Genomic DNA, 13,839 nt, shown 5'->3' on the forward strand with positions numbered 1-13,839 from the left:
GGCCGCCGAAGGCGGTGCCGCCCCCTCCGGCCCTCTGGGCCACCTCCCCCAGAGGGGGAGGATTTAGCAATCTAAACCCCCAGATCCTTCCGCACGAACCGATAGGTCTCGCGCTTCTCGCAGGCGCAGGCCTTCATCTGGCCGTCGGGCGTCCACCAGACCAGCAGCGGATAGGCGAAGTTCACGCCGTTGGCCTTGAGCAGCGGCCGCAGGTCCTCGACCGACTTGCGACCGGCCTCGATGACGGCGGTGCGGGCGATGTCGCCATCGGCGGGCTTCACGCCCGGGGCCTTCCAGGCCTCGACCGGGGTGGCGTCCCACTTCTCGGCCAGTTCCCACGAGCGGTTGATCCACAGTTCGGCCACCGTCGCCCGCTCCACCGGCGTCGACTTGGGCACGCCGTTGCGGTCGGCGCGGGCGATCTCGATCAGGCGAGTGTCGATCCCGGCCTTGTGCAGCTTGGGATACTCTTCCTTCTTGAAGCGGATGCAGTCGGGGCAGGTGCGGAAGCTGACCATATAGAGCTTGCCGCCCTTCAGGCCCGGCGACACCCAACCCGAGCCTTCCAGGATCTTGGCGATCTCGGCCTGGTTCTTGGTGATGGTCTTGGGCCGCCAGCGCAGGTCGAAGTTCCACCACGCCCACAGGCCGGCCCCGACCACCGCCACGACGACCACCAGGCCCGCCCACAGCTTGAACTTCTTCATCTCTACCGATCCTCTGGGGATTGCTTGAGCTGGTGATAGGACGCCGCGCGCGCCGCGGCGACGGCAAAATTCCTGAAAGCCGCTTGAGGCCCGCGTCGGGGACTCTAGATTGGCGCGATGTCCATGTCACAGGCGCCCGCGACCGCCGCCCCCCTAGAAATCGACCTGCCCGACGAGGCCGCCACCAAGACGCTCGGCGAGCGGCTGGCCGCCGTGCTGTTTCCGGGCGCGGCCCTGTGCCTCTACGGTCCGCTCGGCGCCGGCAAGTCGACCCTGGCCCGCGCCCTGGTCCGCGCCCTGACCTCGCCCGACGAAGAGGTGCCCAGCCCGACCTTCACCCTGGTGCAGTTCTACGAGGCGGAAGGCTTCCCGCTGGCCCATTTCGACCTCTATCGCCTGGAGGATCCGGACGAGGCCTACGAGATCGGCCTCGTTGAGGCGCTGGAGGACGGCGCGGCCCTGATCGAGTGGCCCCAGCGCCTGGAGGGCCGTCTGCCGCCCGACCGACTCGATGTAGAGATTTCCCCGGTTCTGGATGATACGGCCGGCGAAGCGCGCCGCGTCCGCATCACGTCCTACGGCGCCTTCAAGGAACGCAAGCTTGAGCTCTGACCGCGAAACCCTGAAGGCCGACTTCCTGGCCCGCCACGGCTATGGCGACGTGCGCCGCCAGCCGCTGGGCGGCGACGCCTCGACCCGCTCCTACGAGCGCCTGCATCGCGGCGAGCAGACCTTCATCTTCATGGACCAGCCGCCGGCCCTGGAGACCGCCCCCTGCCCGCCCGGCGCGACGCCGGACGAGCGCCGCGCGCTGGGCTTCAACGCCGCCTATCGCCTGGCCGCCGGCCGGGTGGACGCCTTCGTGGCCGTGGCAGGCTGGCTGCGCGCCCAGGGCCTTTCCGCCCCCGAGGTGCTGGCCGCCGAGCCGGCGCTTGGCCTGGCCGTGCTGGAAGACCTGGGCGACGACCTCTACGCCAAGGTGATCGCCGAGGGCGGCGACGAGCCGCTGCTCTACGACGCCGCCGTCGACGCCCTGGTCGCCCTGCATGCCGCCACGCCCCCGGCCGTGCTGGAAGCCGGCGGCTCGACCTGGCCGCTGCTGACCTATGACGACCTGGCCCTGCAGATGGCCCAGGACCTGTTCGTCGAGTGGCTGCCCAAGCTGAAGCCCGTGACCTTCGACGCCGCCGCCCTGGCCGACTGGCAAGCGCTGTGGACGCCGATCCGCGCCCGGGCCGAGGCCGGCGCTTCGGTGTTCTGCCACCGCGACTATCACGCCGAGAACCTGCTGTGGCTGCCCGACCGCGAGGGTCCGGCGCGCGTGGGTCTGATCGACTTCCAGGACGCCGTGGTCGCCCACCCGGCCTGGGACTTCTCGATGCTGCTGCACGACGCCCGCCGGGATGTGTCGCCGGAGATCGAGCAACGCGGCCTCGACCGCTATCTCGCCGCCCGCCCCGAGCTCGACCGCACGCAGTTCCTGGCCGACTACCATGCGCTGGGGGCGCTCAACATCGCCCGCATCCTCGGCATCTTCGCCCGCCTGGTCACCCGCGACGGCAAGCCGAAGTACGAGAGCTTCATGCCCCGCCTGTGGCGCTATCTCGACAGCTGCCTGGCCGATCCGGCGCTGGCGGGGCTGAAGGCCTGGTTCGACGCCCACGTCCCGGCGGAGGCCCGCTCGTGAGCGCCGCCCCGAAGAAGGCGATGGTGCTGGCAGCGGGCCTTGGCACCCGCATGCGCCCCCTGACCAACGACCGCCCCAAGGCCCTGGTCGAGGTCGCCGGCCGCACGCTGGTGGACCACATGCTCGATCGCCTGGCCGAGGCCGGGGTCGAGACCGCCGTGGTCAATGTCCACGCCTTCGCCGACCGGCTGGAGACTCATCTGAAGACCCGCACCGGCGCCCCCACGATCGTCATCTCCGACGAACGCGGTGAGCTGCTGGAAACCGGCGGCGGCCTGCGCAAGGCCCGGCCGCTGCTGGGCGAAGAGCCGGTGTTCGTCGCCAATATCGACTCCGTCTGGACCGAAGACGGCGCGCCGGCGATCGACAGCCTGGCCAAGGCCTGGGATCCGGAGCGGATGGACGTCTGCCTGCTGCTGGCGCGGCTGGACCGCACGCTGGGCTTCGACGGGGCCGGCGACTTCTTCCTGGCCGAGGACGGGGCCCTGACCTTCCGGGGCGACGCCCCCAGCGCGCCTTTCGCCTATATGGGCGTGCACATCTGCAAGCCGGGCCTGGTCGATGACGGCCCCGAGGGCGCGTTCTCGCTGGCGACGATCTGGCGCAAGCTCGCGCCCCAGGGCCGCGTGCACGGCGTGGTCATGGACGGCTTCTGGATGCACGTCGGCGATCCCGGCGCGCGCGACGAGGCCGAGGCCCGCTTGGCCGAGGTCCCGGCGGGATGAGCGGCCCGGCCGGTTCCGGCTGGTTCTCGATCCCGGCCCACCGGCCGTTCGTCGACGACGTGGCCGCCGGCCTCCTCGAGCGCCTGGCCCACCTGGGTCCCGACGCCCTGTCGCACGCCACCCTGCTGACCCCGACCCGCCGCGGCGCCCGCGCCCTGGCCGACGCCTTCGTGGCGGCCGGCGGCGGACGGGCCGTGCTGCTGCCGCAGATCCGCCCGCTGGGCGACCTCGACGAGGGCGAGCCGCCGTTCGAGCCCGGCGACCTGGCGCTCGACCTGCCGCCCGCCGTCTCCAGCCGCCGCCGCCGGTTCGAACTGGCGCGGCTGGTCCACGACAACGCCAGCCTGCTCGACAGCCCGCCCAGCGCCGGCCAGGCCCTGGAGATGGCCAAGGCCGTGTCCGACCTGCTCGACAGCTGCCAGATCGAGGAGGTCCCGATCATCGAGCGCCTCGACGGCCTGGCCGACGGGGATCTGGCCGCCCACTGGCAGGTCTCGGCGCGGTTCATCCGGGCCATGGTCGAGGGCTGGACCGCGCGGCTGGAGGACCTCCAGATGATGGACGTCAGCGAGCGCCGCGTGCGGCTGCTGCGCGCCCTGGCCGAGCAGTGGATGGCCAATCCGCCGCCCGGCGTGCTGGTCGCCGCCGGTTCGACCGGCACCGCTCCGGCCACCGCCGACCTGCTGATCGCCGTCTCCCGCGCCCCGCAGGGCTGCGTCGTGCTGCCGGGCCTCGACGAGGATCTCGCCGACGACGCCTGGGACAAGGTCGGCGAGCAGCACCCGCAAGGCGCCATGCGCCGGCTGCTCCACCGCGCCGAGGTCGATCGCGGCGCGGTCCGCCGCTGGCGCGCCGAGGCCGACAGCCGGGGCCGGTGGCGCCGTCGCCTGGTCAACGAGGCCCTGCGTCCGGCCGAAGCCACCGCCGACTGGCTGGCCCAGATCGCCAAGCTGCGCGCGGAGTCCGCCACGCTCGACCCTATCGCCGAGGGCCTGTCGGGCCTGTCGCTGGTCAATGCGTCCGGCGAGGAAGAGGCCGCCCTGGCCTGCGCCCTGCTGCTGCGCGAGGCTCTGGAGACGCCGGGCAAGACCGCCGCCCTCGTGACCCCCGACCAGCAGCTTGCTCGTCGGGCGGGGCTCTATCTGGCGCGCTGGGGCGTCGTGCCCGACAGCTCGGCCGGCGCGCCCCTGGCCGCCTCGCCCCCCGCCGTCCTGGCCCGCAAGCTGGCAGGCCTCGTTTTGGCGCCGCTGGATCCGGTCGGTCTGCTGGCCGTCGCCAAGCACCCGCTGCTCAAGGCCGACGAGGCCGCGCGGACGCTAGAGCTGCGGGGCCTGCGCGGCTCGGCCCCGGCCGACGCGGCCGCTCTCGAACGCCGCATCGCCGCCTATCCCGAGGCCGTGGACCTGGCCCGCCGCATCCACGCCGCCGTCGAGATCGCCGCCGAGCCCTACGCCGCCGGCCCCGTCGCCCCGCCGCACCTCGCCGCCGAAGCCCTGGCGAAAGCGCTGGAAAGCCTGGCCGAGCCCCAGGCGCTGTGGGCCGGCTCCGGCGGCGAAGCCCTGGCGGCGCTGATCTCGGCCCTGATCGACGACGGCCAGGCCCTGCCGCCGACCAATCCGCTGGGCTTCCTCGACCTGCTGGGCCGGCTGGTCGACGAAGAGACCCTGCGCGTCGGCGGCGCCACGCATCCTCAGCTGCGCATGCTGGGCGCCATCGAAGCCCGCCTGGTGCGCGCCGACCGGCTGATCCTGGCCGGGCTGGAGGAAGGCGTCTGGCCGCAGGCGGCCCCGATCGATCCGTTCCTGTCGCGGCCGATGCGCGAGAAGCTCGGCCTGCCGCCGCCCGAGCGCAAGATCGGCCTCACCGCCCACGACTTCGCCCAGGCCGCCAGCGCCCCCGACGTCATCCTGGTGCACAGCCAGCGCCGCGGCGGCGCGCCGGCCGTCGAGAGCCGCTGGCTGTGGCGAATGAAAACCCTGGCGCGCGGCGCCAACCTGACCCTGACCGAGCGCCCCGACGTGCTGGACTGGGCCCGGGCGCTCGACGCCCCCGGCCCCTACGCCCCGGTCCGGCGCCCCGCCCCCTGCCCGCCGGTCGCCGACCGTCCCCGCAAGATGGCCGTCACCCGCGTCGAGGCCCTGACGCGCGATCCCTACGCGGTGTGGGCGCGCGACATCCTCAAGCTCTATCCCCTCGACCGTCCGGACGAGCCGGTGGAGGCCCGGGCGCGCGGCACGGCCATCCACGCCGCCTTCGAGGTGTTCGCCGAGACCTACCCGCAAGAGCTGCCGGCCAACGGGGCCGAAATCTTCGAGGGTCTCTACATCGCCGAGCTGGTCGCCGCCGGCATGCCGCCCTCGGCCCTGGCCCGCGAACGCGCCCTGGCCCGCGAGGCCGCCCTGTGGGTCATGGACCTGGAGGCTCGCCGCCGCGCGAACGCCGAGAAGATCGTGGTCGAGGCCGCCGGCGAGATCACCTTCCAGGTCGACGGCCGGCCCTTCACCCTGACGGCCAAGACCGACCGTCTGGAGCCGACCCGCGACGGCCTTTCCGCCCACATCCTCGACTACAAGACCGGCGCCGCCCCCAGCCAGAAGCAGGTCGACACCGGCTTCTCGCCGCAGCTGACCCTGACGGCGGCGATCCTGCAGAACGGCGGCTTCCCCGAACTCGGCCCGCGCGCGCCCGGAGACCTCACCTATGTCCGCGTCACCGGCCGCCGCCCGGCCGGCGAGGAGCAGACCCGCGCCAAGGCCGGCGGCGAGAGCGAGGACGCCGCCCGCAAGGCCTTCGACGGTCTGGTCGAGCTGATCCGCAAATACGACGAGCCGACGAGGCCGTATCTGTCGCGCACCGCCCCGCAGTTCGTGCACGACCACGCGGGGGACTATGGCCACCTGGCGCGGGTGTTCGAGTGGTCCACCAGCGGGGATGAGGGGGACGGGGAATGAGGGCGGCGCTGTTCTCAAGAAACCTCCCCCTCTGGGGGAGGCGGCCGAAGGCCGGTGGGGGGGCGTTTTCAGTCGCCGCCGCGCTGGCCGACTTCCGAATAACTCCCCCCACCGATCGCTGCGCGATCGCCTCCCCCAGAGGGGGAGGTTCCCTTTGACCGTCCTCGATCCCCAGCGCATCGCCGCCGACCCGGCGATCTCCGCCTTCGTCACGGCCAACGCCGGTTCGGGCAAGACCAAGACCCTGATCGACCGGGTCGCGCGCCTGCTGCTGGGCGGCGCCGAGCCGGCGGCGATCCTGTGCGTGACCTACACCAAGGCCGCCGCCGCCGAGATGCAGCACCGCCTGTTCGACCGGCTGGGCAAGTGGTGCATCACGCCCGACGACGCGCTGCGCGCCGAGATCGCCGACCTCGTGGACCGCCCGGCCAACGAATTCGACGCGGCCGCCCTGTCCAAGGCCCGCAGCCTGTTCGCCAAGGCGCTGGAGACTCCCGGCGGCCTGAAGATCCAGACCATCCACGCCTTCTGCGAGAAGCTGCTGCGGCGCTTCCCGATCGAGGCCGGGGTGTCGCCTGGCTTCCAGGTGATGGACGACGGCGCCTCGTCGGCCGTGGCCCAGGCGGCCCTGCACAAGCTGGCCGACCACGTCACCCACAGCGACGACGTGTTCGCCGACGCCTATGCCCGCTTCTCGGTGGCCCTGGACTTCGCCTCGTTCGAGGCGATGTTCGCGACCTTCGAGCACCAGCGCTCCGGCATCGCCGCCTATCTCGACCGCTGCGGCGGCCTGGAGGGCGTGATCGCCGATCTCTGGACCGTCTGCGGCTTTCCCGAACCGACCACCGCCGATGAGGTCGCGGCCGAGGCCATGGCCGATCTCGACCGGGTGCTGTGGCGCTCGATCGCCGACGTGCTGGCCGGCGGCGGCAAGACCGACATCAAGTGCGGCGAGCAGATGCGGGCCGTCGCCGTCGATCCCGGCGCGACGCTGGAAGACGCCCTGGCGGCGCTCTTCACCGAGAAGGGCGTCGGCACGCCCGCCACCTGGCCGGCCAAGACCTCGGGCCTGAAGAGCCGGGAAGACCTGCGCGAACGGCTGCTGGCCGAGCAGGAGCGCCTGGAGGAGGCCCGCGAATACCTCCGCGCCGCCAAGGTGGCCGAGGACAGCGTCGCGGCCCTGCGGCTGGCGGCGCTCTACCTGGCCAAGTTCATCGAGGAAAAGCAGGCCCACGGGGCGCTCGACTTCTCCGACCTGATCGAGAAGACCCGCGACCTGCTGACCCGCAAGGTCGACGCGGCCTGGGTGCTCTACAAGCTGGACGGCGGCGTCAGTCACATCCTGCTCGACGAGGCCCAGGACACCGCCCCCGAGCAGTGGGAGATCCTGTCGGCCCTGACCGAGGACTTCTTCGCCGGGGCCGGGGCGCCGGGCCGCGACGGCAAGGCCGCCGACGGCCGCACCCTGTTCATCGTCGGCGACGAGAAGCAGTCGATCTATTCGTTCCAGGGCGCCCAGCCCGAACGGCTGCTGATCGAGACGCAGGGCTACATCGCCCGCATCGAGGCCGTCGGCCGCACCGGCAAGGCCGTGCCGCTGTCAATGTCCTACCGCTCGACCCAGCAGGTGCTGAGCTTCGTCGACGCCCTGTTCGAGGCGCCGGACGCGCGGATGGGCCTGGCTCCGACCGGCGAGGACATTCCCGGCCACGAGGCCTTCCGCCGCGATCACCCGGGGTGCGTGGACCTGTGGCCGCTGGAGCGCGAGCCGGTCGCCGCCGAGCGCGAGGCCTGGGACGCGCCGCTCGACGTCGAGACCGAGCAGGGCGCCAACCGCCGCCTGGCCGAGAAGATCGCGTCCGAGATCAAGGCCCTGGTCGAGCGCGGCGATGCGGTGTTCGACAAGGACTCCCGGACCTGGCGCCCGGCCCACTACGGCGACGTGCTGGTGCTGGTGCGGCGGCGCAAGGCGCTGTTCGAAGAGGTGCTGCGGGCCCTGAAGCGGCGCGGCGTGCCGGTGGCCGGCGCCGACCGGCTGTCGCTGTCGGCCCACATCGTCTTCGACGACCTGCTGGCCCTGGGCCGCTTCTGCCTGTTCCCGGACGATGATTTGACCCTGGCGGCGCTGCTGAAGAGCCCGTTCTGCGGCCTGGCGGACGATGATCTCTACGCCCTCGCCAAGGGGCGGCGCGGCACGCTGTGGACCGTGCTGGCCGCCCGGGCAGACGAGCGGCCGCTATGGCGCGAGGCCCACGCCCTGCTCGACTGGGCCCTGAACGCCCGTCGCCGCCGTCAGCCCTACGAATTCTACGCCCTGTTCCTGGGCAAGCTGGACATCAACGGGACCAGCAACCGCGCCCGCGCCCTCACCCGCCTGGGCGAGGAAGCCGCCGACGCCCTGGACGAGTTCCTGGCCCAGATCACCAACGCCGAAGCGCGCGGCGTGCGGGATCTGGAGACCCTGATCGCCGAGTTCGCGGCGCTGGACATCGTGGTCAAGCGCGAGATGGAGGGCGTGCGCCGGCAGGTGCGGGTGATGACCGCCCACGGCGCCAAGGGGCTGGAGGCGCCGATCGTCTTCCTGCCCGAGACGACGATGAAGAGCGGGGCGCGCGGCTCGCCGCTGCTGGCCACGGCGGACAAGGGTTATGTCTGGTGCGCCTCGGGCAAGTACGACTGCGAGGCCTCGGCGAGCGCCCGGAAACTGCGCGAGGACAAGGCCCAGCAGGAGGCCTATCGCCTGCTCTATGTGGGCCTGACCCGGGCGCGCGACCGCCTGATCCTGTGCGGCCGCATCGACGCCCGCACCAAGGACGAGAACGTCGGCGGCTGGTACGCCGCCGCCCGCGCCGCCTTCGCCCATCCGCTGATCGAGGGCGACACCCGGACGATCGACGCGGAAAGTGACTCGGAGACCGGGATCCTGCGCTACGGCCCCGATCCCCTGCCCGCCCCGCCGGCGGCGCAAGTGGCCGACGCCGTCCCGCACGCCCTGCCCGCCTGGGCGCGCAAGGCGGCCGATCCGGTGTCGGCCGGCGCCCGCTGGGCCGCGCCCTCGGCGCTGGAGGCCGAGGAGGAGGCGGTCGGCTCCGCCCCCTCGCCGCTGGCCAGGATCGAGGGCCTGGGCCGCTATCGCCGGGGCGAGGTGATCCACCGGCTCTTGCAGCTCCTGCCCGACATCGCGCCCGCCGAGCGCCGCAGCGCCGCCGCGCGTTTGCTGGCGGCCGAGCGCGACCTGACCGATCCGCAACGGGCCGAGATGACCGCCGCCGCCTTCGGGGTGCTGGAGGACGACCGCTTCGCCGCCGTCTTCGGCCCCGGCTCGCGCGCCGAGGCCGCCCTGGCTGGAGCAGCTTCCAGGCTGCCGCAGGGCATGGCGATCTCGGGCCGGGTCGACCGGCTGGTGGTCTCGCCCGACCGCGTGCTGGTCGTCGACTACAAGACCAACCGCCCCTCGCCCGACCGCATCGAGGACGCCGACCCGGCCTATCTGGCCCAGATGGCGGTCTATGCGGCGGTGCTGGCCGAGATCTTCCCCGGGCGCGAGATCGACGCCGCCATCGTGTGGACGGATGGTCCCAAACTGATGGCCGTTCCAGAAAACGTGCGGGCGGCGGCGCTTTCACGCCTCTTCTGAGTTATTGCCGGGCGGCTTTCCCACGCCTACATCTTCGAACAAGAGGCGGCTGGAACCGCCACTGTTCTCAATTCCGCGTCGCGGCCGCCCCCGACCCGCGACGCCTGCAAGGAGCCTGACCCATGAGCACCGTGACGGTGACCGACGCCACCTTCGAACAAGACGTCCTGCAGGCCGAGGGCCCCGTGCTCGTCGACTTCTGGGCCGAATGGTGCGGCCCGTGCAAGCAGATCGCCCCGGCCCTGGAGCAGATCTCCGAAGAGCTCGCCGACCACGTGGTCGTCGCCAAGATCAACATCGAGGACAGCCCGACCACCCCGTCGCGCTACGGCGTCCGCGGCATCCCGACCATGATGCTGTTCCGCGGCGGCCAGATGACCTCGATGAAGGTCGGCGCCATGCCCAAGGCCAAGATCCTGGAATGGCTGACCGAAGCCGGCGTCCAGCAACCGGCCTGAGCCTGAGCGTTCAGCACTGACGAAGAGCCCCGGCCGGCAACGGCCGGGGCTTTTTCTTTTGGCGCCAAAGATCCTCCCCCTCTGGGGGAGGTGGCCCAGAGGGCCGGAGGGAGGCCGTTTTCAGCTGCCGGAGAGGTGGCCGGTTTCGCAGACACGCCCCCCACCGATCGCTACGCGATCGCCTCCCCCACAGGGGGAGGTTCCTTGCCTAGAACCCCCGCAGCTCCCCCCAGACCTCGAACGGCTCCCGCCGCGAGCGCCACTGGTTCACGGCCGCGTCCTCGTCGGCCACGCCCAGCGCCATGCCCGAGAACACCATGTGGTCGTCCGGCAGCCCCAGGAACGCCGCCGACAGCTTGCCGTAGGCCGACCAGAACTCCTGGGCGCAGGTGGCCAGGCCCCGCTCGGTGGCCAGCAGCATCACCGTCTGCATGTACATGCCCAGGTCCGACCACTGCGGCGGCCCCAGATTGCGGTCGATTGAGAAGAACAGCCCCACCGGCGCGCCGAAGAACTCGGCGTTGCGGGCGAATTGCATCAGGCGGCCCATCTTGTTCTCGCGGGGGATATCCAGCGCGCCGTAGAGGTCCTCGCCGACCTGGAAGCGGCGACTGCGGAAGGGCTCCCAGAGATTGGCCGGATAGACGGCGTATTGCGCCTCGTCGGGCGAGCCCAGCCGCGCGGCGACCTGGGCCTTGAAGTCGGCCAGCGCCTCGCCGGCGACGGCGTGGACCTTCCACGGCTGGAGATTTCCACCCGAGGGCGCGCGGGCGGCGGCCTCGAGGATGGCCCGCACCGTCTCGCCCGGCACCGGATCGGCCTTGAAGGCCCGCGCCGAAAACCGCGCGGCGACCGCTTCCGACACGCTCATGCCATCAGGCATCAAGGCCTCCCTAACCAACGCGCCCTATCGAGCGTCTCGATCGTTGGCTAGCATCCGGCCGCAAGGTCAAGGCAAGGGGCGTCGAGTTTGAAGGTTCTGCTGCGCAACATCTTCCTGGCGCTGTTCATCGTGCTGGTCGTCGGTCCGATCCTGGCGGTGCTGGTCTATCGCTTCGTGCCGGTGCCGGCGACGCCGTTGATGGTCATCCGCGCCGTCGAGGGCAGGGGCTGGGACCACCGCTGGCGGCCGCTGTCGAAGGTCTCGCCCAGCCTGCCCCGCGCCCTGATCGCCGCCGAGGACGCCCGCTTCTGCGAGCACCACGGCTTCGACGTCGAGGCCCTGCAGAAGGCCTACGAGAACAACGAGAAGGGCAAGAAGGTGCGCGGCGGCTCGACCATCAGCCAGCAGACCGCCAAGAACGTCTTCCTGTGGCCGGACCGCTCCTACCTGCGCAAGGGGCTGGAGGCCTGGTTCACGGTGCTGATCGAGCTGGGCTGGGGCAAGCAGCGGATCATGGAGGTCTATCTGAACTCCATCGAGTTCGGCCCCGGCATCTACGGCGCCGAGGCCGCCGCCCAGCGCTACTTCAAGACCAGCGCCGCCAACCTCACGCCGGCCCAATCGGCGCGGCTGGCGGCGATCCTGCCCAGCCCGCTGAAGTGGAAGGCCGTCAAGCCCGGCCGCTACGTCCAGAAGCGCTCGCGCCGGATCGGCGCGGCCTCTGGCACGGTGCGCCGCGACGGCCTGGAAGCCTGCGTGATCTGAAAAAAGAAAAAGAGGGAGGAAGTTCGATGGCCACAGCGCCCGGTCCCACGCTGGAGACCGCCCGCCTGATCCTGCGCCCCACCGCCGCCGAGGACCTCGACGGCTGGGCCGAATTGATGGGCGACGCGCAGGCCGCCCAATATATCGGCGGCTACCAGAACCGCGACACCGCCTGGCGCGGCATGGCCTCGATGGCCGGCTCGTGGGCGATAAACGGCTTCGGCATGTTCTCGCTGCTGGAGAAGACGACCGGCGAGTGGGTCGGCCGCATCGGCCCCTGGCGGCCGGAGGGCTGGCCGGGCACGGAGGTCGGCTGGAGCCTGATCCGCCGCGCCTGGGGCAAGGGCTATGCGGTGGAGGCCGCCACGGCCGCCATCGACTGGGCCTTCGACCACCTGGGCTGGGACGAGGTGATCCACTGCATCCACCCGGAGAACGTGGCCTCGCAGCAGGTGGCGATCCGGTTGGGGTCGACGAACCGAGGGCCCAAGCCGTTGCCGGCGCCGTATTCGGAGGTTCCGAACGAGGTTTGGGGGCAGACGCGGGCGGAGTGGCGAGCCCGGTAGCCAGAGACCCTCTCCCTGAAGGGAGAGGTGTCGGCGAAGGCCATCCTAGAGAAACCTCCCCCTGTGGGGGAGGCGGCCGAAGGCCGGTGGGGGGACGTTTTCAACTGCCGCTGATAAGGCCGGCTTTGTCGACACTCCCCCCTCCGATCGCTGCGCGATCGCCTCCCCCACAGGGGGAGGTTCCTTGAGTGACGCCATCAGACTCCAGACCTACGCTTTAGGCCGCCACCCGTCCGGGGCCAGCTCGAACCCCTCGAACCTGAACCCCGGCGCCACGGTGCAGCCGACCAGGGTCCAGGCCCCCAGCGACACCGCCGTCTGCCACCAGCCGACCGGCACCACCACCTGCGGCCGGCAGCCGGCCCGCAGGTCCGGACCCAGCGTATGCGGCGTCATGCCGACGCCGTCGGGGGGCGACAGGGTGAGTGAGATCGGGGCGCCGGCGTACCAGTGCCAAACCTCGACCGCGTCGATGCGGTGCCAGGCCGACATCTGCTCGGCCTCCAGCAGGTAGTAGATCGCCGTCGAGGCCGGACGGCCCTCGGCGTTGGGGGCGTCCTCGAACACCCGCACGTACCAGCCGCCCTCGGGATGCGGCGCCATGCCGAGCAGGCGCACGATCTCATTGGCGCCCAGGTCGCCGGAGATTCCAGCCAAAGTCATCGAACTCATCCCTTGAAACTGTCCTTGGCCGCGCGGATCTCGGCGAAGGCCTGGGCCGGCGCAAGGCCCGGCCGCAGCAGCGGCGCGCGCAGGAACGGATTGGTGGCCTTCTCCAGGCCGATGGTGGTGGGCACGGTGGCCTCGCCGCGCTCGCGGGCGGCGAACACCTCATCCGCCCGCGCCTTCAGGGCCGGGTCGGCGTCGACCGACAAAGCAAAGCGGGCGTTGGAGGCGGTGTATTCGTGGGCGCAGTAGACGGCGGTGTCGTCGGGCAGGTCGGCCAGCCGCGACAGCGAGGCCCACATCTGCTCGGGATCGCCCTCGAACATCCGCCCACAGCCCAGGGCGAACAGGGTGTCGCCGACGAAGGCGATGTGGTCGCCGGCGTCATGATAGGCCACATGGCCCAGGGTGTGGCCGCCGCTGTCGATGACCGAGAACCTAGTCTCGCCCAGTTCGACCACATCGCCGCCGGCAACCGCACGGTCCAGCGGCGCGATGCGGGTCACCTCCTGCGGGCCAGCGATGGTCGCGCCGGTGGCGGCCTTGACCTTCTCGTTGCCGCCGGCGTGGTCGGGGTGCCAGTGGGTGTTGAGGATCATGTCGAGACCCCAGCCCAGCTTTTCCAGCTGTGCGAGAATGGCGTCGGCGTCCGGCGTGTCGATGCAGGCGGTCTTGCCGGTCGCGACATCGCGCACGAGAAAGCCGTAATTGTCGGACAGGCAGGGAAACTGGTGGATTTCGAGCGACATGCGAACGGCCTCGGTCACGGACGGGGGTCGGCGGGCGTGACGTGG

12 protein-coding genes are annotated in these 13,839 nt (G+C 71.6%); 8 read left to right on the forward strand and 4 right to left on the reverse strand.

The window, feature by feature from the left end:
- Window positions 1–71: 71 nt before the first annotated feature.
- A complete protein-coding gene (locus AC07NG_RS24300; protein ID WP_494596898.1) occupies window positions 72–707 on the reverse strand; it encodes a hypothetical protein in 636 nt (211 codons plus the stop codon).
- A gap of 123 nt (window positions 708–830) precedes the next feature.
- Between AC07NG_RS24300 and tsaE the strand changes: the two genes are divergently transcribed.
- The 6 genes from tsaE (at window position 831) to trxA (ending at window position 10,165) form a co-directional block, all read left to right on the forward strand.
- Window positions 831–1,319 carry a tRNA (adenosine(37)-N6)-threonylcarbamoyltransferase complex ATPase subunit type 1 TsaE gene (gene tsaE / locus AC07NG_RS24305; protein WP_494596899.1) on the forward strand — a complete coding sequence of 163 codons (489 nt, stop codon included), beginning with the start codon at window positions 831–833 and terminating at the stop codon, window positions 1,317–1,319.
- Window positions 1,309–2,394, forward strand: a complete 1,086-nt coding sequence (gene amgK, locus AC07NG_RS24310) for an N-acetylmuramate/N-acetylglucosamine kinase AmgK (RefSeq protein WP_494596901.1) — start codon at window positions 1,309–1,311, stop codon at window positions 2,392–2,394. Before tsaE ends, amgK begins: the two co-directional genes overlap by 11 nt.
- A 20-nt stretch (window positions 2,395–2,414) precedes the next feature.
- The gene (gene murU, locus AC07NG_RS24315) at window positions 2,415–3,119 is read left to right on the forward strand and encodes an N-acetylmuramate alpha-1-phosphate uridylyltransferase MurU (RefSeq protein WP_494596943.1); all 705 of its coding nucleotides are present in this window, start codon (window positions 2,415–2,417) and stop codon (window positions 3,117–3,119) included.
- The gene (addB, locus tag AC07NG_RS24320) at window positions 3,116–6,070 is read left to right on the forward strand and encodes a double-strand break repair protein AddB (RefSeq protein ID WP_494596902.1); all 2,955 of its coding nucleotides are present in this window, start codon (window positions 3,116–3,118) and stop codon (window positions 6,068–6,070) included. Before murU ends, addB begins: the two co-directional genes overlap by 4 nt.
- Window positions 6,051–9,707, forward strand: coding sequence for a double-strand break repair helicase AddA (addA, locus tag AC07NG_RS24325; protein ID WP_494596903.1), 3,657 nt, complete (start codon window positions 6,051–6,053; stop codon window positions 9,705–9,707). Before addB ends, addA begins: the two co-directional genes overlap by 20 nt.
- A 122-nt stretch (window positions 9,708–9,829) precedes the next feature.
- On the forward strand, window positions 9,830–10,165 hold the full coding sequence (gene trxA / locus AC07NG_RS24330) for a thioredoxin (RefSeq protein WP_487289975.1): 336 nt from the start codon (window positions 9,830–9,832) through the stop codon (window positions 10,163–10,165).
- Window positions 10,166–10,373: 208 nt separating this feature from the next.
- Here the strand turns inward: trxA and AC07NG_RS24335 are convergent, their stop codons facing one another.
- Window positions 10,374–11,036, reverse strand: a complete 663-nt coding sequence (locus tag AC07NG_RS24335) for a nitroreductase (RefSeq protein WP_494596944.1) — start codon at window positions 11,034–11,036, stop codon at window positions 10,374–10,376.
- A gap of 99 nt (window positions 11,037–11,135) precedes the next feature.
- On the opposite strand from AC07NG_RS24335, the gene mtgA reads away from it, so the two are divergent.
- Both mtgA and AC07NG_RS24345 read left to right on the forward strand, forming a co-directional pair.
- Complete coding sequence (gene mtgA, locus AC07NG_RS24340) at window positions 11,136–11,813, forward strand: monofunctional biosynthetic peptidoglycan transglycosylase (RefSeq protein WP_487289977.1); 678 nt, start codon at window positions 11,136–11,138, stop codon at window positions 11,811–11,813.
- Window positions 11,814–11,839: 26 nt separating this feature from the next.
- Window positions 11,840–12,379 (forward strand): GNAT family N-acetyltransferase, encoded by a 540-nt coding sequence (locus AC07NG_RS24345; RefSeq protein WP_494596904.1) that lies wholly within the window; start codon window positions 11,840–11,842, stop codon window positions 12,377–12,379.
- A gap of 210 nt (window positions 12,380–12,589) precedes the next feature.
- Here the strand turns inward: AC07NG_RS24345 and AC07NG_RS24350 are convergent, their stop codons facing one another.
- Window positions 12,590–13,042 carry a cupin domain-containing protein gene (locus AC07NG_RS24350; RefSeq protein WP_494596906.1) on the reverse strand — a complete coding sequence of 151 codons (453 nt, stop codon included), beginning with the start codon at window positions 13,040–13,042 and terminating at the stop codon, window positions 12,590–12,592.
- 5 nt (window positions 13,043–13,047) lie between these two features.
- Window positions 13,048–13,794, reverse strand: a complete 747-nt coding sequence (gene gloB / locus AC07NG_RS24355; RefSeq protein ID WP_494596908.1) for a hydroxyacylglutathione hydrolase — start codon at window positions 13,792–13,794, stop codon at window positions 13,048–13,050.
- Window positions 13,795–13,839 lie beyond the last annotated feature (45 nt).

The sequence above is a fragment of the Caulobacter sp. GW821-FHT10C03 genome, from assembly GCF_059415485.1.

Bases quoted from the DNA above. Each gene is read 5' to 3' on its own strand.
- murU (WP_494596943.1), top strand. From the start codon at position 2,415: ATGGTGCTGGCAGCGGGCCTTGGCACCCGCATGCGCCCCCTGACCAAC.
- AC07NG_RS24350 (WP_494596906.1), bottom strand. From the start codon at position 13,042: ATGACTTTGGCTGGAATCTCCGGCGACCTGGGCGCCAATGAGATCGTG.
- AC07NG_RS24345 (WP_494596904.1), top strand. From the start codon at position 11,840: ATGGCCACAGCGCCCGGTCCCACGCTGGAGACCGCCCGCCTGATCCTG.
- AC07NG_RS24300 (WP_494596898.1), bottom strand. From the start codon at position 707: ATGAAGAAGTTCAAGCTGTGGGCGGGCCTGGTGGTCGTCGTGGCGGTG.
- trxA (WP_487289975.1), top strand. From the start codon at position 9,830: ATGAGCACCGTGACGGTGACCGACGCCACCTTCGAACAAGACGTCCTG.
- addA (WP_494596903.1), top strand. From the start codon at position 6,051: ATGAGGGGGACGGGGAATGAGGGCGGCGCTGTTCTCAAGAAACCTCCC.
- addB (WP_494596902.1), top strand. From the start codon at position 3,116: ATGAGCGGCCCGGCCGGTTCCGGCTGGTTCTCGATCCCGGCCCACCGG.
- gloB (WP_494596908.1), bottom strand. From the start codon at position 13,794: ATGTCGCTCGAAATCCACCAGTTTCCCTGCCTGTCCGACAATTACGGC.
- AC07NG_RS24335 (WP_494596944.1), bottom strand. From the start codon at position 11,036: ATGAGCGTGTCGGAAGCGGTCGCCGCGCGGTTTTCGGCGCGGGCCTTC.
- tsaE (WP_494596899.1), top strand. From the start codon at position 831: ATGTCACAGGCGCCCGCGACCGCCGCCCCCCTAGAAATCGACCTGCCC.